At 62.5% G+C, this 20,625-nt stretch carries 16 protein-coding genes and 1 pseudogene; 9 read left to right on the top strand and 8 right to left on the bottom strand.

Annotated elements, in window-relative coordinates; all coding sequences use genetic code 11:
• The first annotated feature begins 51 nt into the window (after window positions 1-51).
• Window positions 52-1,356 (top strand): Mur ligase family protein, encoded by a 1,305-nt coding sequence (locus AC0V7N_RS34395; protein WP_475453236.1) that lies wholly within the window; start codon window positions 52-54, stop codon window positions 1,354-1,356.
• A 42-nt stretch (window positions 1,357-1,398) separates the two neighbouring features.
• Here the strand turns inward: AC0V7N_RS34395 and AC0V7N_RS34390 are convergent, their stop codons facing one another.
• From AC0V7N_RS34390 to AC0V7N_RS34375, 4 genes are all read right to left on the bottom strand, one after another.
• Entirely contained in the window at window positions 1,399-2,277 is an 879-nt protein-coding gene (locus tag AC0V7N_RS34390; protein ID WP_475453234.1) for an SH3 domain-containing protein, read from the bottom strand.
• 291 nt (window positions 2,278-2,568) lie between these two features.
• Window positions 2,569-3,855, bottom strand: coding sequence for an NAD(P)/FAD-dependent oxidoreductase (locus AC0V7N_RS34385; RefSeq protein WP_475453232.1), 1,287 nt, complete (start codon window positions 3,853-3,855; stop codon window positions 2,569-2,571).
• 57 nt (window positions 3,856-3,912) lie between these two features.
• Complete coding sequence (locus AC0V7N_RS34380; protein ID WP_475453230.1) at window positions 3,913-4,278, bottom strand: four helix bundle protein; 366 nt, start codon at window positions 4,276-4,278, stop codon at window positions 3,913-3,915.
• A gap of 45 nt (window positions 4,279-4,323) precedes the next feature.
• Entirely contained in the window at window positions 4,324-5,760 is a 1,437-nt protein-coding gene (locus tag AC0V7N_RS34375; RefSeq protein ID WP_475453228.1) for a glutamine synthetase family protein, read from the bottom strand.
• Window positions 5,761-5,903: 143 nt separating this feature from the next.
• Here AC0V7N_RS34375 and AC0V7N_RS34370 point away from each other — a divergent pair, with 143 nt between their 5' ends.
• A complete protein-coding gene (locus AC0V7N_RS34370) occupies window positions 5,904-6,614 on the top strand; it encodes an HAD family hydrolase (RefSeq protein WP_475453226.1) in 711 nt (236 codons plus the stop codon).
• A gap of 7 nt (window positions 6,615-6,621) precedes the next feature.
• Here AC0V7N_RS34370 and AC0V7N_RS34365 read toward each other — a convergent pair whose 3' ends face one another.
• From AC0V7N_RS34365 to aceA, 3 genes are all read right to left on the bottom strand, one after another.
• Window positions 6,622-7,026 carry a response regulator gene (locus tag AC0V7N_RS34365; RefSeq protein WP_475453224.1) on the bottom strand — a complete coding sequence of 135 codons (405 nt, stop codon included), beginning with the start codon at window positions 7,024-7,026 and terminating at the stop codon, window positions 6,622-6,624.
• Window positions 7,027-7,306: 280 nt separating this feature from the next.
• Entirely contained in the window at window positions 7,307-7,549 is a 243-nt protein-coding gene (locus AC0V7N_RS34360; protein ID WP_006202762.1) for an SMc00767 family acetate metabolism repressor, read from the bottom strand.
• A gap of 57 nt (window positions 7,550-7,606) precedes the next feature.
• The gene (gene aceA / locus AC0V7N_RS34355) at window positions 7,607-8,896 is read right to left on the bottom strand and encodes an isocitrate lyase (protein ID WP_475453222.1); all 1,290 of its coding nucleotides are present in this window, start codon (window positions 8,894-8,896) and stop codon (window positions 7,607-7,609) included.
• A gap of 238 nt (window positions 8,897-9,134) precedes the next feature.
• Here aceA and AC0V7N_RS34350 point away from each other — a divergent pair, with 238 nt between their 5' ends.
• The 6 genes and pseudogenes from AC0V7N_RS34350 (at window position 9,135) to AC0V7N_RS34325 (ending at window position 16,236) form a co-directional block, all read left to right on the top strand.
• On the top strand, window positions 9,135-10,583 hold the full coding sequence (locus AC0V7N_RS34350; protein WP_475453220.1) for a helix-turn-helix domain-containing protein: 1,449 nt from the start codon (window positions 9,135-9,137) through the stop codon (window positions 10,581-10,583).
• A 138-nt stretch (window positions 10,584-10,721) separates the two neighbouring features.
• Entirely contained in the window at window positions 10,722-11,675 is a 954-nt protein-coding gene (locus AC0V7N_RS34345; protein WP_475453218.1) for a DMT family transporter, read from the top strand.
• 356 nt (window positions 11,676-12,031) lie between these two features.
• Window positions 12,032-13,129 carry a polyamine ABC transporter substrate-binding protein gene (locus AC0V7N_RS34340; protein WP_475453216.1) on the top strand — a complete coding sequence of 366 codons (1,098 nt, stop codon included), beginning with the start codon at window positions 12,032-12,034 and terminating at the stop codon, window positions 13,127-13,129.
• 176 nt (window positions 13,130-13,305) lie between these two features.
• Entirely contained in the window at window positions 13,306-14,445 is a 1,140-nt protein-coding gene (locus tag AC0V7N_RS34335) for an ABC transporter ATP-binding protein (RefSeq protein ID WP_475453214.1), read from the top strand.
• Between the two features lie 8 nt (window positions 14,446-14,453).
• Window positions 14,454-15,422: an ABC transporter permease subunit gene (locus tag AC0V7N_RS34330; RefSeq protein WP_475453212.1), complete on the top strand. Its 969-nt coding sequence runs from the start codon at window positions 14,454-14,456 to the stop codon at window positions 15,420-15,422.
• A pseudogene (locus tag AC0V7N_RS34325) lies at window positions 15,419-16,236 on the top strand (ABC transporter permease). Before AC0V7N_RS34330 ends, AC0V7N_RS34325 begins: the two are co-directional and overlap by 4 nt.
• A 95-nt stretch (window positions 16,237-16,331) precedes the next feature.
• On the opposite strand, the gene AC0V7N_RS34320 reads toward AC0V7N_RS34325, so the two are convergent.
• Window positions 16,332-18,185 carry an AsmA family protein gene (locus AC0V7N_RS34320; RefSeq protein ID WP_475453210.1) on the bottom strand — a complete coding sequence of 618 codons (1,854 nt, stop codon included), beginning with the start codon at window positions 18,183-18,185 and terminating at the stop codon, window positions 16,332-16,334.
• Between the two features lie 201 nt (window positions 18,186-18,386).
• On the opposite strand from AC0V7N_RS34320, the gene AC0V7N_RS34315 reads away from it, so the two are divergent.
• Entirely contained in the window at window positions 18,387-20,345 is a 1,959-nt protein-coding gene (locus AC0V7N_RS34315) for an acetoacetate--CoA ligase (protein WP_475453208.1), read from the top strand.
• The last annotated feature ends 280 nt before the right edge of the window (window positions 20,346-20,625 follow it).

Below are 20,625 nucleotides of genomic sequence, written 5' to 3'. Positions count from 1 at the left end.
TGGAGGTTGCGTGGCCTGGTTTTCTTCCAGGAGCGAGGGGTTGGTGGCGCGATGAAGTCGAAATTACGTAAGGGGTTCAAAGACCTACGGTGGCGCGTCAATGTCTACAGGGCGAGACGTGCCCGCGCGAAAAGCAAGGCGACCTTCATCGGCGTCACTGGCAGTTCGGGAAAATCGACCGTCACGGCACTGCTTGGGCACATATTGGCCGCTCATCGACCCGTCTACACGCAGGTTCTGGCCAACACCATCCATTCAGTTGTCAGCACACTCTACAAGCGCATGAAGCAAGTGGAAGGGGCCGACTATGTCGTTATGGAAACCGGGGCGTACGGCATCGACACGATCCGGCCAATGGCGGAAATGCTGCAGCCGCACGTGGCCGTCGTCACCATGGTTCGTCTGGAGCACGTTGCCAGTTTCAGGACACTGGAAAACGTCGCCGCCGAAAAAAGCGCATTGGTCGCGGCGTTGCGACCGGACGGCCTTGCGGTCCTCAATGCCGACGATCCCCATGTAGCCAACATGGCTGCAGGCACCGGATGCCGTGTCGTCACCTTCGGCACGGCGCAAACGGCCGACTATCGTGTGACCGACATCCACGCCGCCTATCCGGACCGGCTGACCCTTTCGATCCATTGGCGGGGAGGGCTGCTGCAACTCGAGACGCCTTTTCCCGCCGAATATTTCTGGCTGCCGACCGTTGCCGCTGTCGCGACTGCGCTCGAACTCGGTGTCCCCCCCGACAAGGTTGCCGCCCAGGTGGCAACGTTCCAGCAAGTCGCAAATCGCTGTACCGTGCTGATCACCGAAGGCGGTCCGCAATTCATCGTCGATGCCGCCAAGGCGCCCTGGCACTCGATCAATCTTGCCCTGGACATGATGGCCAAGGCCACCGCCAACCGCAAGCGCATCGTAATTGGCCAGATTTCGGACTACACCGGCTCGAGCAGGAAATACGCCTACGCCTATCAAACCGCGCGGGAAATCGCCGATCAGGTGATCTATACCGGAGACAATGCACATCGCTCGCGTGCCAGTCAGATCGACCGCGACAGCGGCCAGTTTGTCGAGCTTCGGACGGCGAAGGAAGTCTCCGACCATATCAAGCGGACGGCGGTGCCCGGCGAACTGATCCTCATCAAAAGCTCATCCAATCTGCACCTGGAGCGCATCGCGCTCGCCTGGACGCATGACGTCAAATGCTGGATCCCTATCTGCGGCAAGCGGGAGGGCTGCCGCACTTGCGGTATGTATGAATTGCCTTACGAGCAGCATCGCGCCCACGTTGTTCAACGCAGGCGCGCCAAAATGTGGCGGCGGTTCCGCAGCATGTTCGGTGGTAATTCGTCATAGGCTGGCCCCGGCAGCGAAGCCGGTCCCAAACGCGCAGTCCCATTACGCGCCGGGCTTGATGTAGCTCTTGTAGATCCAGCCGTGTTTGCCGTTGTAGACGATCTCGCACCACTGCTTGCAGCCCATCAGTTGCACTGAAGTCCGGGCAGGCACTGTACCGATGGGGGTCGCCCCCTTCTTCGGCGCACTGCGCATGGTCACAGCCCTGAGGATGCGGCCGCTGCCCGCCGCCGCTACCTTCCGCGGCTTCGCTTTGGCATTGTCGTCTTGTGCATTTGCGGGTTTTTGTTCCGGTGCTTGCGGCTGCATCTCCGGGATAGCCGCGGTCTGCGCGCCATCCGGATTGCTGCCTGCCGCCGGCGCCGGTGCGGCAACCTTGGCAAGTTCGGTGGTGGCATCGGTATCGGTCGCCGATTGTGCGAATGCCGCCGTGGTAGCCGGTTTGTCCGGCGCGGGCTCATCCTGGTTGGCCACTTGGCTGGGGGCGGCTGCTTGATCGGCATCAGGAGCCGCGGAAGCAGTCTTCGGCGGCGCCCCGGTCCAGCGAGGGTCATTGGCCGCGAGCGCTTGTATGTTTGCTTTCGCTGCCGCCACGGTCGGTGAAACCTGGTCGGACTTGCGGGCCGGCTGCGGCACCGTCGCCGCGGCCACCGTGGTTCCGGCAGGGACGATCTTCATTGTCTTCACAGGAATGGTCGGAATGCTTTGTTCCTGGCTGGCGGCTGCCTGCCGCTCGCTCGTCGGCAGTGCCAGCCAGAGCGCCACCGCGGCCACGCCGAGCAGCGCGGCGGTGCCGACCGCTGCAATCACCAGATGCGAGTTCGAACGGACTTCCTGCCAGAAGGACGGCCGCATGTCGTATCCAAACTGCATGGCAAAGCGCCGACGTTCCGGCGCACCGAAACTGAAGGGCTCTCTCACTCTTGCCACCTCCATAAGCGGGCCGGTGTTCTTTCGATCGCTGCCGGAAGTCCGGCGTCTGATCGGCATCGGTCCCAAAATCAACGCGGACAAGCCCGCAGCAATCCCCGAATAATCGCCCAGAAGCGGGAACCTTTCGCCCGCGATTGTGGCATCAGTACGCCTTTACTGGGGATTCTGCGCCTTTGCCGGCATTTCCGCAATGTGCCGCTAGGGCAACAAATGTTACAATGAATATTACAATATTACATCAGGTCGTGATGGCGTGGGACCGTGGCAATCCGGTCTCGCCTAGATTCTGTCCCGCAGCGCGAACCAGTTGAGCGCCAGGAAGAGCAGCGGCGCGCGGAAGCGGCGGCCGCCGGGAAATGGCGGAATTTTCAGGTCCTCGATCAGCTTCAGCCGGTCGCGGTTGCCGGCAACGGTCTCGGCATAGAGCTTGCCGAAGAAGTTCGACAGCATGACACCATGGCCGGAATAGCCGCCGGCCGAGATCACATTGGGCATCACTTCGCGCACGAACGGTTTCCGCGGCACGGTGATGCCGACATAGCCGCCCCAGCCGTGGGTGATCTCGATATCCTTCAATGCCGGATAAAGTTCCACGATCTGGCGGCGGATATGGATGTGGATGTCCCTCGGGTCGTTGACGCCATAGACCTCGCGTCCGCCGAACAGTAGCCGGCCGTCCCTCGACTTGCGGAAATAGCGCACGACGAAGCGCGAATCATCAACGGCCTCACCGCCGGGCAGCACTTTCGAATCCGACCCCAAGGGCACCGTCGCGCCGATGAAGGACCCGATCGGCATGATGTGCGCCGCACTCACCGGTTCGAGCGTACCACCATAGGCATTGACCGCGATCAGGCATTTTTGGGCCGTCACCGTACCTCTTGGCGTCGAGACCTTGACTTTGCCGCCTGCTGAAATGATGCCCGTCGATGGCGTCCCTTCGAACAGCTGCGCGCCGGCCTGCGCCGCCACCCGCGCCGTGCCGATCACCAGCTTCATGGGATGGATGTGGCCGGTGCCGGTGTCGCGCGTGCCGCCGAAATAGGCGGTCGAGCCCAGCCGCTCAGCCGTCTCCTTCGCGTCCATGAAGGAGATATGCGGATAGGAGAAACGGCTGGCCATGATCTCGGCATGCGCTTTGTAGTCGTCGACATAGCGCGGCTTGTGCGCCACAGAGAGCTGACCCGGCATGTAGTCGATATCGATCTGGTTGATGGCGGCGAATTCAAGGAGATGCGCCTTCGCCTCCTCGGCGAGATCGAACAGTGCCTTGGCGCGGGACAGACCGTATTCCGCTTCCATATCCTCGGCCCAGGCGCGCTGCCCGGTGCCAAGCTGCCCGCCATTACGCCCCGAAGCGCCGTCGCCGAAACGGTAGGCTTCGATCAGAACGACGTTCGTTCCAGCCTTGGCCAGATGCGTTGCCGCCGACAGACCGGTGAAGCCGCCACCGATGATGACGACGTCACAGGTCCTGTCGCCGTCAAGCGCAGGATATTCGGGTCGCGGGCCGGCGGTATCCTCATACCAGGAACGGCCGGGAGAAATGGGAGATTGGTAGGGCATGATGCTCACAGGGCAGTAGGGCAGTAGGGCAGTAGGGCAGTAGGGCAGTAGGTAGAACTATTCAGGTGACAATTTGCGGATCAGAAGCCGCAAGAGCGTTCCCACGCTCTCACTCTGGGCCATCAATGGTTTGGCTACCTCATGGGATGTGATTCCGACGCGTTGCGCGATCAGCAGATGGGTTTCCAACTCTTTGAGCGATCCCTGCGCGATCCTGAGAAATTGTTGATAGGAGGCTCGGCTCTCTCGCCCATAACCCTCGGCGATATTGGCAGGTACGGAAGTGGCTGCTCTGCGTAATTGAGCCGTCAATCCATAGATCTCTGCTTTCGGCCAGGCTCGTGTCGCTTCGTAGATTGATACAGCTAGGTCCATGGCCTGCTGCCAGACGATCAAATCTCTGTACGATTCGATCTTCGCCATCGTCAGCCACCCCCTACTGCCCTACTGCCCTACTCCCCTATTTCCCTAAACGTTGAGCAGAAGGTACTCCCGCTCCCACGGGCTGATCACTTCCATGAAGGTCTCGAATTCCGCCCGCTTGATCGCCGCATAGGTGGCGGCGAAGGACTTGCCCAGCAGCGCGCAGAGTTCCTCGTCGCCCTCGAACAGATCGACGGCTTCGAGCAGGCTGCGCGGCAGGTCGATCTCGTGCGCGTTGGCGGTCGTCAGCACCGGAGGCTCGGCCTTGAGCTTGTTGGTGATGCCGATCAGTCCGCAGGCAAGCGAGGCCGCCAGCGCCAGATAGGGATTGGCGTCGGAGGATGGGATGCGGTTTTCGACACGCCGCGCCGCGGGATCCGAACGCGGCACGCGGAACGCCGTGGTGCGGTTGTCATAGCCCCATTTGTTGTTGACCGGAGCCGAGGCCGCCTGTGTCAGCCGGCGGTAGGAATTGACGTAGGGCGCGAACATCACCAGCGCGTTCGGCACATGCTTCTGCATGCCGCCGATGAAATGGAAGAACTCCTCGGTTTCCGAGCCGTCCTCGGCCGAGAATATGTTCCTGCCTGTCTTCTTGTCGATGATCGACTGATGGATATGCATGGCCGAACCCGGCTGGCCCTGGATCGGCTTGGCCATGAAGGTAGCATAGATTTCGTGCTTGAGCGCTGCCTCGCGGATGGTGCGCTTGAACATGAACACCTGGTCGGCGAGTTCGATCGGGTCGCCATGGCGCAGATTGATCTCGAGCTGGCCTGCGCCCTCTTCATGGATGAGCGTGTCGATCTCCAGGCCCTGGCTTTCGGAGAAATGGTAGATGTCGTCGATCAGCTCGTCGAACTCGTTGACGCCAGCGATCGAATAGCCGGCGCCGCCGCCGATTGCGCGCCCCGAGCGGCCGACGGGCGGGGTCAGCGGATAGTCCGGGTCCGGGTTCTTGCGCACCAGGTAGAACTCGATCTCGGGCGCCACCACCGGCTTCAGTCCAAGCTTGTCATAGGCGGCAAGCACGCGCTTCAACACATTGCGCGGCGTGAATTCGACCGAGCGGCCGTCCTGGTGCACGAGGTCGCAGATGACGGCGGCCGTGGGGTCTTCTTCCCAGGGCACCACCGTCAGCGTCGACAGGTCCGGCATCAGCTTGAGGTCGCCGTCGTCTTCCGGATAGTGGAAGCCGTTGCCGTCCTCGGGATAGCCGCCGGAAATCGTCGTCATGAAGACGGCCGAAGGCAATGCCAGCGAGGTGTTGGAGGTGAATTTCTTCGACGGCATCATCTTGCCGCGTGCCACGCCAGCCTGATCAGGCGTGATGCATTCGATGTCCTCGATGCCGCGCCATTGCAGCCATTCGCTGACTTCCTTCCAGTTCTTCACACCACGCAGGTTTTTCACGAAGGCAGGCGTGCGCGCCCGTCCTCCGCGGCTCGACGGACGGACTTCCTTTTTTGCAGGCGGCATCATTCACCAGATTGGGTTGCGGATTTCGGAGTATAGCCGTGCCCCCCTATGGAAGGGAAGGGGAGCCGCTGCCGGCATTTGCCGCCGAGGTTGAAAATCGCGCTGGTCGGCTTAGGTTCGGGCGGCTCCCAAACTGGAAGGCATCGATGCGAAACAACAACGAACTGACGACCATTGGCTTCGATGCCGACGACACGCTTTGGCAGAACGAGCAGTTCTTCCGCATGACGGAGAAGCGCTTCGCCGCCATGCTTGCCGACCATGGCGAGGAGAAACAGATTTCGGCGCTATTGCTCGAGGCCGAACGGCGCAACCTTGCCGTATATGGCTTCGGCATCAAGGGATTTACGCTGTCGATGATCGAAACGGCCATTGAGGTCACAGACGAGCGTGTGCCGGCTTCGGTCATAGCGGAGATCCTCGATGCCGGCCGCGAGATGCTGAGCCACCCGATCGAGGTCCTGCCGCATGTGCGTGAGACGGTGGAGAAACTCGCCGGCGCATACCGCCTTGTGCTGATCACCAAGGGCGACCTCTTCGACCAGGAGCGCAAGCTGGCTGGCTCCGGCCTCGGCGACCTGTTCGACGCCGTCGAGATCGTCAGCGACAAGAATGCCGCGACCTATGCGCGCCTCTTCAGCCGCCACGGTGATGGTCCGGCAAAGAGCATGATGGTCGGCAATTCGCTGAAGTCGGACGTGGTGCCGGCCATCGAGGCCGGTGGCTGGGGTGTCCATGTGCCGCACGAACTGACCTGGGTGCTCGAGCATGTCGAGGCGCCGGTCGCCGAGCCGCGATTCCGCCAGATCGCCGATCTCGGGCAATTGCCCGAACTGCTCGAAAGCATCACGAGTTGATCGTGGTTTAGCGGCTGATCAGGCGATCGATCACCGGTTGCAGCCGCTCGGGCGTGATCGGCTTGGCGACCACGACGTCAATCACGCTCGACAGGCCGAGGCTCTCCGGCGTGCCAGTCTTGGTTGAAAGCAGGATCACGGAAGGCAGCGATTTTCCCGAAGCCCGCCGCAACGTTTCGATGCCGGACATCAGAGTGTCGCAGTCCCTGTTGTCTGCGCCGCCGTCCAGCACGATCACGCCTGGCACCAGCGTCCGCAAGGTTTTCGCCGCCATATCGGGCGATTCCGAGATCGGCCTGAGCCCGGATCGCTCGACGATCTTCGACACCACCACGCGATTGATCGGCGATTTCCCGACAACAAGCACTTGCGAGGGACTGCGGGTCGTCTCGGCGCTTGAATCCTGGGTCACCAGATTCGGATGTTTTGCGGTCTCGCCCTCGCTACTCACTGGGCACCCAAATCGGCCAAGAAGCTCGCCCCCATTTCAATGCAGAGTTGAATCTGGCCGACAATTGGCGTGAGATCGCACCCCATGTCAAGTTGAAATAAAAGGCCTTTGGAAACACCTCCTCCGACAGTGAAGTCAAGCAACAGGACTGTACTGCCCTGTCCATGGATTGGTTGCGTAAAAATAAAATTCACCTGCGCATACGCTGCGCAGGTGAAGGGTCGGTTGCAACGATTTCCGGTCAGCCATGGCTCTGCTGGGTGACGATCACCGGGATCAGCAGATCGCCCCAATTGCCGTCGCCGCCATGGTGCCTGGCCGAGCGCACGAGTTCCACCGAGACTCCCGCCTCGACCGCCTTCATCACCGACTGGTTCAACCTGTGCAGGTCGTTGGCCAGCATCCGGATCGTCGCCTGCTGGTCGACGCTCATCGTGGTCGATTGTTCTTCTGCCCGTTCCTTGACGCGGCTTATCGATGCCATTGGTCTTCTCCTGTGTCTGAAGCCCTGCTGGGCGTTTCCTCGGTGTTTTCTGATCCGCTATTCGGCGGCCGGCTTGAACTGTGCGTGCTCGGTCGATTCGTGCATGGCGGTGGTCGACGACTTGCCGCCGGTGATCGCCATCGACACGGCGTCGAAATAGCCGGTGCCGACCTCGCGCTGGTGCTTGGTCGCGGTGTAGCCGTTAGCCTCCGCCGCGAACTCGGCTTCCTGCAGCTCGGAATAGGCTGCCATCTGCCGTGCCTTGTAGCCACGCGCCAGTTCGAACATGCCGTAGTTGAGCTGGTGGAAGCCGGCGAGCGTGATGAACTGGAACTTGTAGCCCATGGCGCCGAGTTCCCTCTGGAACTTGGCGATCGTCGCGTCGTCGAGATTCTTCTTCCAGTTGAACGAGGGCGAGCAATTATAGGCGAGCAGCTTGCCCGGATGGTGCTTGCGCACACCCTCGGCGAACTTCTTGGCCTGTGCCAGGTCGGGCTTCGAGGTCTCGCACCAGATCAGATCCGCGTAAGGCGCATAGGCGACGGCCCGCGCGATGCAAGGCTCGATGCCGTTCCTGACCTGGTAGAAGCCTTCCACCGTGCGGCCGGCAGCGTAGTCGACGAAGGGCTGGTCGCGCTCGTCGATATCGGATGTCAGAAGCTTCGCGGCTTCGGCGTCGGTGCGCGCCACGACCAGCGTCGGCGTGCCCATCACATCCGCTGCCAGCCGCGCCGCATTGAGGTTGCGGATATGCGCGGCGGTTGGGATCAGCACCTTGCCGCCGAGATGGCCGCACTTCTTTTCCGATGCCAGCTGGTCCTCATAGTGGACGCCGGCGGCACCAGCCTCGATGAACGCCTTCATGATCTCGAAGGCGTTGAGTGGCCCGCCGAAGCCGGCTTCGGCGTCGGCGACGATCGGCGCGAACCAGGTCTCGACCGAAAGCCCGTTGCCCTCGGAGGTCTCGATCTGGTCGGCGCGCTGCAGCGTGCGGTTGATGCGCTTGACCAGCTCGGGCGCGGCATTGGCCGGATAAAGCGACTGGTCGGGATACATCGCCGAGGCGGTGTTGGCGTCTGCCGCGACCTGCCAGCCCGACAGGTAGATCGCCTTCAGCCCGGCACGCACCTGCTGCATCGCCTGGTTGCCGGACATGGCGCCGAGCGCGTTGACAAAATCTTCTTCGTGGATGAGTTTCCACAGCCGGTTGGCACCCATTTCGGCCAGGCTCTGGCGGATCTGCACCGAACCGCGCAGCCGCTTCACATCCTCCGGCGAATAGGGACGTTCGATGCCGTCGAAGCGACCTTCCGGCGCCGAGGGAACGAGATTGTAAAAATCAGTCATGGGTCACTCCGAAGGATTGCTGCACTTTGTCCACGCGCTAATCTTCTGGCGCGCCGGGATGTGACTGAATTTACATTGCGGCGCGAAATCGGCCAGAAAAATCAGGAGTTATGGCCGAAGATAAGGGAAAACCTGTGTTGTGTTTGACAGGGGGCTGCTGTAAATTTGTCATAATTGTAAAACGAACGGGCAATGAGATCGCCGTGAATGTCGTGTAAATTCCTGTCAAGGACAGTCGATGGCTGACCAGAAGATTTTCGCCGGGCCGCGCATCCGCCGCATCCGCAACGCCAAGGGCCTGACCCAGACGGCGATGGCCGAGGGGCTCGGCATCTCGCCGTCCTATCTCAACCTGATCGAGCGCAGCCAGCGGCCGCTGACGGTGCAACTGATCCTCAAGCTGGCGTCCGTCTACAAGGTCGACCCGCACGAGCTGCAAGGCGAGGCAAGGGGGTCGGTCGCGGCCTTGAAGGAGGTGTTCACCGATCCGCTGCTGGTCGGCGAATTGCCGGGAGACCAGGAACTGATCGAGCTTGCCGAGGCGGCGCCCAATGCGTCCGCCGCTGTGATAAAACTGTTCCGCGCCTATCGCGAGCAGGCCGAGCGGCTGTCCGACCTCAACGAGCTCCTGGCGCGCGAGGGGCGGGCGACGGCGCTGTCCGGTGCTCGCCTGCCGATCGACGAGGTACACGAGACCTTCGAGCGGCGGTCGAACCATTTTACAGCACTCGAGGAAGAGGCCGAGGCGTTCACCTCTGTGCTCGATCCCGGCGACGATTTGTTCGGTGCGCTGAAGGCCTGGCTGAGGCGCGAATACGGCATCGTCGTCAAGGTGCTGCCGGTCGCCACCATGCCGAACTGGCGCCGCCGCTACGATCGCCATTCGCAACGCCTGTTCCTGTCGGAGCGGCTGTCGCCGTTCGACCAGTTGCGCGAAGTGGCGATGGAGGCCTGCCTGATCCGCATGACGGTTGCTGTCGCCGGTCAGATCCAGGCGCTCAAGCTGAGCACCGACGAGGCCCGCCGTCTCGCCCGCTTCGAGCTCGGCCGCTATGCCGCGCATGCGCTGATGATGCCTTACCAGGCCTTTCATGCCGCTGCCGTTCGCGCCCGCTACGACATCGACGTCCTGCGCTCCCGCTTCGGTGTATCCTTCGAGCAGGCGGCGAACCGGCTGACCATGTTGCAGCGGCAGGGCGCGCCGGGTGTGCCCTTCTTCATGCTGGAGGTCGACAATGCCGGGAACCGCTTTCGCAGGGCCGGCAGCCAGGGCTTTCCGCACAGCCGCTTCGGCGGCGGCTGTCCCAAGCTGCCCGTGCATGCCGCCTTCTCTCAGCCCGGCCAGATCTTCGTCGAAGCGGTGGAAATGCCTGACGGCGCCGAGTTCCTGTGCATCGCCCGCACATTGGAAGGGCCGCAAGGCGCGTTCTCGGAGCGTCCGCGCCGCACCGCGCTGCTGCTCGGTTGCGACATCGGCTTTCGCGACGACATCGTCTACGGCGCGGCCCTGCCTGGCGCGGCGGCCGCGGGAAAGTCGGGACAAGGCACCGTTGCGGCGACGCCGGTCGGACCCGCTTGCCGGCTTTGCGAGCGCGTCGGCTGCCTGGCGCGCGCCGAACCGCCGGTGACGCGCCCGCTTGGCCTCGACGAGATGGTGACGGGCCTGAGCGCCTTCGACTTCCAGTAACGCGGCAGCAAAGGGGTGCCACAATGGTCGCCGGTGTCTGGATCACCCGCGGCTCAAGTCTTTGCGTTACGCGAACAGAGCAGTTTTTTGTCGTCCTTTGCGCATCGTCCCGTCAACAAAAGCTCGACAGTCGCGCCCATGACAGACGCAGCATCATCGCCCGGCCTTGTTACGTCGACAGCCTCGCCGCGCGAGGAACGCGTCGGCATGCTTCTGGTCTTCCTGTCGGCGCTGATGTGGAGTTTCGGCGGCACCATCGCCCGCTTCATCACCGTCGGCGACAGCTGGACGGTTATCTTCTGGCGCTCCGTTTGGGCCGCCGCCTTCCTGCTCTCCTTCATGGCCTGGCGTGACGGCTGGCGCGGCATGCTGAGATCGTTTCGCGACATGGGCCTGCCTGGCCTTGCCGTCGGGTTCTGCTTTGCCATCGCATCGACCGCCTTCGTCGTGGCGCTCGCCTACACCACCGTCGCCAACATCCTCTTGATGCAGGCCGGCGTACCGCTTCTGGCGGCCCTGTTAGCATGGGCGCTGTTTCGCGAGAAAGTGACTGTCATGACCTGGGTGGCGATCGCCGCCGTCATCGCCGGCGTCGCCATCATGGTGTCGGAATCGCTTGATGGCGCCGTCTCGCCCATAGGCGACGGGCTGGCGCTGCTGATTGCCTTCATGTTCTCGATCGCCACCGTCATCACAAGGCGGTTTGCCAGCGTTCGGATGACGCCGGCGACTTGCCTCGGCACGATCCTGGCCGCGGCCTTTGCCGCCTCGCAGGCGTCGACCTTCACGGTCTCGGCCGGCGACATGGGCTTTCTGTTTGCTTTCGGCGTGGTCAATCTCGGCATTGGCCTCGCCTTCTTCGCCACCGGCGCGCGGCTGATCCCGGCCGCCATCGCGGCATTGCTCGGCACGTTCGAGCCGATCCTTGGGCCGATATGGGTCTGGCTCATCCATTCCGAGGTGCCGTCCGGGCGCACCATCATGGGCGGCGCGGTGGTGGTCACGGCGCTGCTCGTCCATATCGGGCTCGAGTTCAAGCGCCAGGCACGGCCGCAGCGGGCAGGGGTCACTGGGGTGCCGTCGCCGAATTGATGCAGGCCGCTGAAGCTTTGCCATTGACAACGTTGCTGCCGCCCGGGCAGGCTGTGAGCACGGCAACAACAAGACAGGCGTATCTTGCCAAGTCTCCCCGCCGGTCCGATCGAGACCGGTCCACATCGTCGTATCTCTGCCCACGCCACGGCGAAAGCCTCTGACGGCACAGGCACGCCAACCGGGCCGCAGCCGGGACACGGAGCCATCATCCGCCACGCATCGAACTACATTGATGGTGTCGGCAGTTCGAGCTTGTCGCCCTCTGGAAAGCTCAATAATCTGAAGCAAATGCCCGGCCGCGCAAGAAATGTCGCGACGAGCCGGCGATGGAACACTCACCAAAGGAGAATAGCATGATCCGCAAAGCGCTCTGGCTTTCGGCAACCTCGGCAGTTCTGGCACTTTTCACTGTCGGCGGTCACGCCGAGGACCGTGTCGTCAACGTCTTCAACTGGTCGGATTATATCGACAGTTCCGTCATCGAGGACTTCACTAAGCAGACCGGCATCAAGGTCGTCTACGACACCTTCGATTCCAACGAGATCCTCGAAACCAAGCTGCTCGCCGGCGGCAGCGGCTATGATGTCGTCGTGCCGAGCGGCAACTTCCTTGCCCGCCAGATCCAGGCCGGCGTGTTCCAGAAGCTTGACAAGTCGAAGCTGCCGAACATCTCCAACATGTGGGATGTCATTTCGGAGCGCACCGCCAAGTACGATCCCGACAACGAATATTCGGTCAACTACATGTGGGGCACGGTCGGCATCGGCTACAACATCAAGAAGGTGCAGGCAGCGCTCGGCACCGACAAGATCGATAGCTGGGACACTTTCTTCAACCCCGAGACTCTGGCCAAGCTGAAGGATTGCGGCGTCTACGTGCTGGACTCGCCTGCCGATATGATACCGGCGGCGTTGAAATATCTCGGCCTTGACCCGAACAGCACCTCCCCCGACGACATCGCCAAGGCTGAGGACGCGCTGATGAAGGTCCGTCCCTTTATCAGGAAGTTCCACTCGTCCGAATACATCAATGCGCTCGCCAATGGCGACATCTGCCTGGCGGTCGGCTTCTCGGGTGACGTCTTCCAGGCCCGCAACCGCGCGGTCGAAGCCAAGCAAGGTGTCGAGATCGGCTATTCCGTGCCAAAGGAAGGCGCCCAGATATGGTTCGACCAGATGGCGATACCGGCCGATGCGCCGCATGTCGCCGAGGCGCTCGAGTTCATCAACTACATGATGAAGCCGGAAGTGATCGCCAAGTCGTCGAACTTCGTGCTCTACGCCAACGGCAACAAGGCTTCGCAGCAGTTCGTCGACAAGGCGATCCTGGATGATCCGGCGATCTATCCCGACGCGGCGACGGTGCAGAAACTCTACACCGTCCAGCCCTACGATCCCAAGGCCCAGCGCGTCATCACGCGCACCTGGACCAAGATCGTCACCGGCCAGTAGGCAATTCGAGGCGACCCCGGCAGCCAACTGCCGGGGTCGATTTCTTTGCAGCAATTCTAGGAAAGTGGGAAACGGTTTTCCGTCCGGAATTGCGTCAAAACCAGGAGATGGAGCGGTTCTGCGTTTCCGAGAAACGATGAACCGCTCCAGGGGAACTACAAAGCACGGAGTGGGATATGAAATCGCTTGGCAGCATCCGCAGGGATTTCGCGCCATGGACCGACCCGAACGCCAAGCCATATATCCAGTTCGACAACGTCACCAAGAAGTTCGGTGACTTCACCGCCGTCAACAATCTGTCGCTGACCATCTTCGAGCGCGAGTTCTTCGCCTTGCTCGGCGCCTCGGGTTGCGGAAAGTCGACGCTGCTGAGGATGCTTGCCGGCTTCGAGGAGCCGACGGCCGGCCGCATCCTGCTCGATGGCCAGGATCTGCGCGGCATCCCGCCCTATCGCCGGCCGGTCAACATGATGTTCCAGTCCTATGCGCTGTTCCCGCATATGACGGTTGAGAAGAACATCGCCTTCGGCCTCAAGCAGGAAGGCATGCCCGCGCCCGACATCGAAAAGCGCGTCGCCGAGATGCTGAAACTGGTCAAGCTCGAGCAGTTCGCCAAACGCAAGCCGCACCAGCTATCGGGCGGCCAGCGCCAGCGCGTCGCGCTTGCCCGTTCGGTCGCCAAGCGGCCGAAAGTGCTGCTGCTCGACGAGCCGCTCGGCGCTCTCGACAAGAAGCTGCGCGAGGAAACCCAGTTCGAACTGATGGACCTGCAGCAGAACCTCGGCCTCACCTTCGTCGTCGTTACCCACGACCAGGAAGAGGCGATGACCATGGCCGATCGCATCGCCATCATCGACAAGGGCGAGGTGATGCAGGTGGCGACGCCGGCGGAAGTCTATGAGGCGCCGACCTCGCGCTTCGTCGCCCACTTCGTCGGCAATGTGAACATGTTCGAGGGCAAGGTCACCGAGCGCGCGGCAAACACGACCCGCATCACCGGCGCGACAGGCGCCCAGATCGTCGTCGAAAACAGCGCCGGTACCGCGGCCGGTTCCGACATCGTCTTCGCCATCAGGCCGGAGAAGATCAAGGTCTCGTCGAAGAAGCCGGCCGATGCCGTCAATGCGCTGGAAGGCGAGGTCTACGACGTCGCCTATCTCGGCGACATGACCGTCTACCACATCAGGCTGGATGACGGGCAGATCATCAGGGCAAGCGCCTTGAACGCAGCGCGCGTGACCGAGGATCCGCTGACCTGGAACGACCGCGCATGGGTGTCCTTCCGGCCGGACGCCGGCGTCGTGCTGGCGCGGTAGGGGCTGATATGTCCAACATCGCTGTCACCGATGCCGCGGCCCCATCGACCGTCGCCAAGCCGTTCCTGACGCGCCTGGGTGCCGGCTTCGTCAACCGGCTCGTCATCATCGTCCCCTACCTCTGGCTGCTGTTCTTCTTCCTCATTCCCTTCGTCATCGTCTTCAAGATTTCGCTCTCGCAGACGGCGATCGCCATGCCGCCCTACACGCCGGTGCTCGATTTCAGGGACGGCATTTCCGGCTTCTTCGCCGGCTTCCGCAACCTCAACTTCGACAATTATGTCTGGCTGACGCAGGACTCGCTCTATTTCAAGGCCTATGTGACGAGCGTCATCATTGCCGCCATCTCGACCGTCCTGACGCTGATCGTCGGCTACCCGATCGCCTATGGCATGTCCCGCGCGCCGGCGACGATCCGTCCGACATTGCTGATGCTGGTCATCCTGCCGTTCTGGACCTCGTTCCTGATCCGCGTCTATGCCTGGATCGGCATCCTCAAGCCTGAGGGACTGCTCAACCAGCTGCTCCTGTCGCTGCACATCATCAACCAGCCTCTGGTCATCCTCAACACCTACACGGCGATCTTCATCGGCATCGTCTATTCCTATTTGCCGTTTATGGTGCTGCCGCTCTATTCGTCGCTGGAAAAGATGGACTACTCGCTGATCGAGGCGGCCAAGGATCTCGGCTGTCCGCCGACAGCCGCCTTCTGGAAGATCACCTTCCCGTTGTCGCTGCCCGGCGTCATTGCCGGCTGCCTGCTGGTGTTCATCCCGGCCGTCGGTGAGTTCGTCATCCCCGATCTGCTCGGCGGCTCGTCTACGCTGATGATCGGCAAGACGTTGTGGAACGAGTTCTTCGCCAACCGTGACTGGCCGGTGTCGTCGGCTGTCGCCGTCATCCTGCTGCTGTTGCTCACTGTGCCGATCATGCTTTTCCAACAGGCGCAGGCTAAGGCCCAGGAGCAGGACAAATGAACGCCACCTGGAGCCGCTTCAACGTCACCTCGATCGTGCTTGGCTTTGCCTTCCTGTATTTGCCGATCGTGCTGCTCATCGTCTTCTCCTTCAACGAATCCAAGCTGGTCACCGTCTGGGGCGGCTTCTCGACCAAATGGTATGTGTCGCTGTTCCACAATCAGGGCCTGATGGACGCCACCTGGGTCACGGCGCGCGTCGGCGTCATTTCAGCGACGGTGGCGACCGTGCTCGGCACGCTGGCGGCGCTCACTCTGACACGCTACACGCGGTTCCGGGGCAGGGTGCTGTTTTCCGGCATGGTGTTTGCGCCGCTCGTCATGCCGGAAGTCATCACCGGCCTGTCGCTGCTGCTGCTCTTCGTTGCCGTCGGTCTCGACCGCGGCTTCTTCACGGTGACGCTCGCCCACATCACGCTGACAATGTGCTTCGTCGCGGTCGTCGTGCAATCGCGCCTGGTGTCTTTCGACCGGTCGCTGGAGGAGGCGGCGATGGATCTCGGCGCAACGCCGGCAAAAACCTTCTTCCAGATCACCCTGCCGGTCATTCTGCCGGCGATCGTGTCCGGATGGATGCTGGCCTTCACGCTGTCGCTCGACGATCTGGTCATCGCCAGCTTCACCTCGGGGCCGGGCGCCACGACGCTGCCGATGAAATCTACAGCCAGGTCCGCCTCGGCGTGACACCGGAGATCAACGCCGCCTGCACCATCCTGATCGCCGTGGTCGCGGTCGGCGTCATCATCGCTTCGATCGCCAACAAGCGGCGTGAGGTGCAGCGCCAGCTCGACGAACAGGCCGCCCAGCGCGGCTGAGCATGATCCCGAAAAGCATGCCCTCGGGCCTGACCCGAGGGTGGTTCCGGTTTCGGAACCGATCATGCTCAACTGAACTAAAGCGGGCGTCGGAGTTATTCGCCCGAAACGCCGCGGCTTATCGGGGAGATGAACGGCGTGCTCCACGTTCCGCCGACGAAGAAGGACGACTGGTTGGGTCCCTGCTGGCCGGTCTTCTGTGTCGCCGCCTGGTCCGGCTGGATGACGCCGCCGGATAGCGCCAGCCCGCGCCCCGCATAGGAGGCGATGCCGGAAAGCCAGATCTTGTATTTCGCCGAATTGGCCTCGGCCTTGTCCAGCCTTGCCACGCCTCGCGAAATGGTTGCCTTCACTTCGGCGCCGTCGATCGGCAGCGTGCCGTCCGAGACATCGTCGAGCGCGAAGAAGCCGCCCTGTTCGGTATGCTTGAGAAAGGCCGGCAGGTTGAACTTGCTCAGCGCGCCGGGGCCGAAGGTCGCCGAGACCGAACCATCGGCATTTTCAAAGATCGAATCCCAGGTCCTGCCCGGCCCCTTGAGGATGACCGAAACGGTGCCCGTGCCGACCGGCACCAGCCGGGTCATGCCGGCTGCCGTGCCGAACGCGCCGCCATCGACATCGGACGCAAGCAGCCGGATCTCGACCTGGGTGCCCTCGGGCTTGCGGTCGAAACGAAGACTGGTCTGGATGTTGCCGCCAAAGGCGGAGGCGTCGGAGATATCGAAGACGGAAAGACCATCCTTGACCTGGGCGGTGGCGGCGACATCGGCAAGCTGGATAGCGCCGGCCGTGGCATGCGCCGCCGATAGCCTGAGATCGAGATTGACCCGGTCGGCGAAACTTGCCTCGACGTCCCCTGGCGCAGCCCCGCTCGCCGGCCCCAGCGGCGTGAAGGCGGACAGGAAGGACCTCAGGTCGAGCGTGTCGAAGGCGAGCGTGCCCGAGATCACCGGCTGGGCGTCGCCAAGCGACAGGTCGAGCGCGCCCATGCCCGGATTGTTGTCCAGCGCAAGCGCGGTGTTCTCGAACTTGATGCGTCCGGCCGACGCCGTGACCTTGCTCGAAATGCTGACGGAGCCGATCGCCGCGCTCGGCGCGATGCCGGCCTGCGACCACTCCAGCACGCGACGCAGCGAAGGTGCCGCGAACTTCACCTGGCCGTCGAAATAGGCGTTCTCGGACATGCTGGCCGTGCCGTCGAAGGAGAAGGTGGCGGGCGCTGCCTTGAAAGACAGAGTGAGCGGCGCCATGCCACCGGCAAACAGCACCAGCGGCTTCGGCGAGGCCGCGTCGACGGTCACACTTTCGCCGCGCCAGATCCCGGTTGCCGACAGTGTCGCATTGCTGTTCATCGCCGCCCAACTCGCCTGGCCGCTGAGGCTGCTCAGGATTTCCACGTCCTTGCCGTTGGCGGAAGCCACCATGCGGCCGTCCCTGAACTCAACCGTGCCGAAGGCGTCGGTCGGCAGCTTGTCGAGGTCGGGCTTGGCGGGATCGGCACTGACCACGCCGCGCGCCGTGTCGATGGAACGCGCAATGCGCCCGCCCGTCGGCACGGTGGGCAGGAACAGGCCATCGGCCGTGCGCTGGACCCGGATCGTCGGCCGCACCAGCCGAGCCGTGGAAAACGCCACATCGCCCTGCAGCGCCGCCATGGCCGAGAGGTCGATCTCCACCCGTTCGGCTTCGACGACCGGCGGCGCGTCGGCGTCGGTCCACTTCGACAGCGTCACATCGGTCAGGATTGCGCGGAATTTCGGCCAGACCTCGATGCGCGGCGAGCCGTCAATGGCGACCCGGAAGCCGCTCCAGGCGCTCATTTCCCAGGCGATGCGGTCGCGCACGATGCGCGTCGAGGCGATCAGCGGCAGCGTGGCGACCACCAGAGCGATGACGATGACGGCAGCGCCGATCGCCCATACTCCGCGGCGGATCAAGGATGATGGCATATCGCCCTATACGCTTCCATTCCGACAAAAATCGCCCGACGGGTTTAGTCCCAGTCGTCACTACGACTTAGGACTGAGGCATTTCAAGTCTTTATGGCCCGGCGATGGCATTTGCGCACACCTGGCCGCTTGCGCCCAACAAAATCTTGCTCTGCTGCGCTGCGATATGCATAAGCGATGACAACCGTGGGAGGATCGATCATGGCTGCCGAAGTACCGCTCTGGACCCCGACGCAAGACCAGATTGACACCTCGCCATTGACCGCTTTCCTGAAAGCCGTGGAGGCGAGAGCCGGCGCCACATTCTCCACCTACCCCGATCTTCACCGCTGGTCGGTCGAGGATCGCGAGGCTTTCTGGAGCTTGGTCTGGGACTTTTGCGGGATCATTGCCGAAAAGGGCGAGCGCGTGCTCGTCGATGGCGACAGGATGCCGGGCGCCTCGTTCTTCCCGGATGCGTCGCTGAATTTCGCCGAGAACCTGTTGAAGAAGACCGGCGCTGGCGAGGCGATCGTCTTTCGCGGCGAAGACAAGGTCGAGCGCCGGCTATCGTGGAATGAGCTCAATGCGCTGGTCTCGCGCCTGCAGCAGCTTTTCCTGTCGCTCAAGGTCAAGAAGGGCGACCGCATCGCGGCGATGATGCCCAACATGCCCGAAACCGTCGCCGCCATGCTGGCCGCGGCCTCGATCGGCGCGGTGTGGTCATCCTGCTCCCCAGATTTCGGTGAGCAGGGGGTGCTCGACCGCTTCGGCCAGATCGAGCCCGTCATCTTCATCGCGCCCGACGGCTACTGGTACAATGGCAAGGCCATCGAGGTCGCCGACAAGGTCGCGGCGGTCGCGGCCAAGCTCGGCAGTGTCCGCAAGGTCCTGCTCGTCGACTATCTCGGCACCTCGGCCGACGTGGCCGCAACCATCGACAAGGCGGTGGCGATGGAAGAGGCGCTGGCGCCCTTCGCCGTCAAGCCTGTAACTTTCGAGCGGCTGCCATTCTCGCATCCGCTCTACATCCTGTTCTCATCGGGAACGACCGGTATTCCCAAATGCATCGTCCATTCGGCTGGCGGCACGCTGATCCAGCATGTCAAGGAACACCGGCTGCATGCCGGGCTCATCGACGGCGATCGCTTCTTCTACTTCACCACCTGCGGCTGGATGATGTGGAACTGGCTGGTGTCGGGCCTCGCCTCCGGCGCGACGCTGCTGCTTTACGATGGCTCGCCTTTCTATCCCGACGGCAATGTGCTGTTCGATTTCGCCGACGCCGAGAGGATGACCTTCTTCGGCACCTCAGCCAAATTCATCGATTCCGTGCGTAAGGCCGGCCTCAAGCCAATCCGCACGCATGATCTTTCCACGGTGCGCAGCATCTCCTCCACAGGGTCGCCGCTGTCGCCGGAGGATTTTCGCTTCGTTTATGACGGCATCAAAAGGGACGTGCACCTGGCCTCTGTCTCGGGCGGCACCGATATCGTCTCCTGTTTCGTGCTCGGCGTGCCGACGCAAGCTGTCTGGACCGGCGAGATCCAGGGGCCGGGCCTCGGCCTCGCCGTCGATGTCTGGGACGATGACGGCAAGCCCATCAGGCAGGAGAAGGGAGAACTGGTCTGCACCAAGGCGTTCCCGTCGATGCCGATCGGCTTCTGGAACGACCCGGACGGCAAGAAATACCAAGCCGCCTATTTCGAGCGTTTCGACAACGTCTGGTGCCATGGCGATTTCGCCGAATGGACCGTCCATGGCGGCATGATCATCCACGGCCGCTCCGATGCCACGCTCAATCCGGGCGGCGTCAGAATCGGCACGGCGGAAATCTACAACCAGGTCGAGCAGATGCCGGAGATCCTGGAGGCGCTGTGCATCGGCCAGGATTTCGACAATGACGTGCGCGTCGTGCTGTTCGTGCGGTTAGCCGCCGGCATGACACTCGACGAGGATCTGGAAAAGCGCATCCGCGCCAAGATCCGCAGCGGCGCCAGCCCCCGCCACGTGCCGGCAAAAATCGTCGCAGTCACCGACATCCCGCGCACCAAGTCGGGCAAGATCACCGAGCTTGCCGTGCGCGACGTCGTGCATGGCCGCGCCATCAAGAACAAGGAAGCGCTCGCCAACCCGGAGGCACTCGAGCTGTTCAGGAACCTGCCGCAGCTTGCCGACTAACGGGCGGGCGCCATGGTTAACGAAATCTGTCGGTAGAATTTACCTAGATTTCATGAGTGGTACACATTCGTAAACTTTTCGACGGCCCGGTAAGGACTTGTTAAGGCCCGGCGTCGATAGTCGCATGTAACTTGAGGGAGAAATCCCGTTCCTCAGCCCCCGGAGGATCTGAATTCGCTCAAGCCCCCGTTGTGACAGCAATCCCATCTCTTAAGGCGTCCTTTGGGCGCCTTTTCTTTTAGCGGAATGGGTTAGCGGAAGGCTGTCGGGGAGGCCGTGA

Source organism: Mesorhizobium kamtschaticum (genome assembly GCF_056174585.1).
Note: the sequence above shows the minus strand (reverse complement) of the source record. Positions and strands in the feature narration are given on the sequence as shown.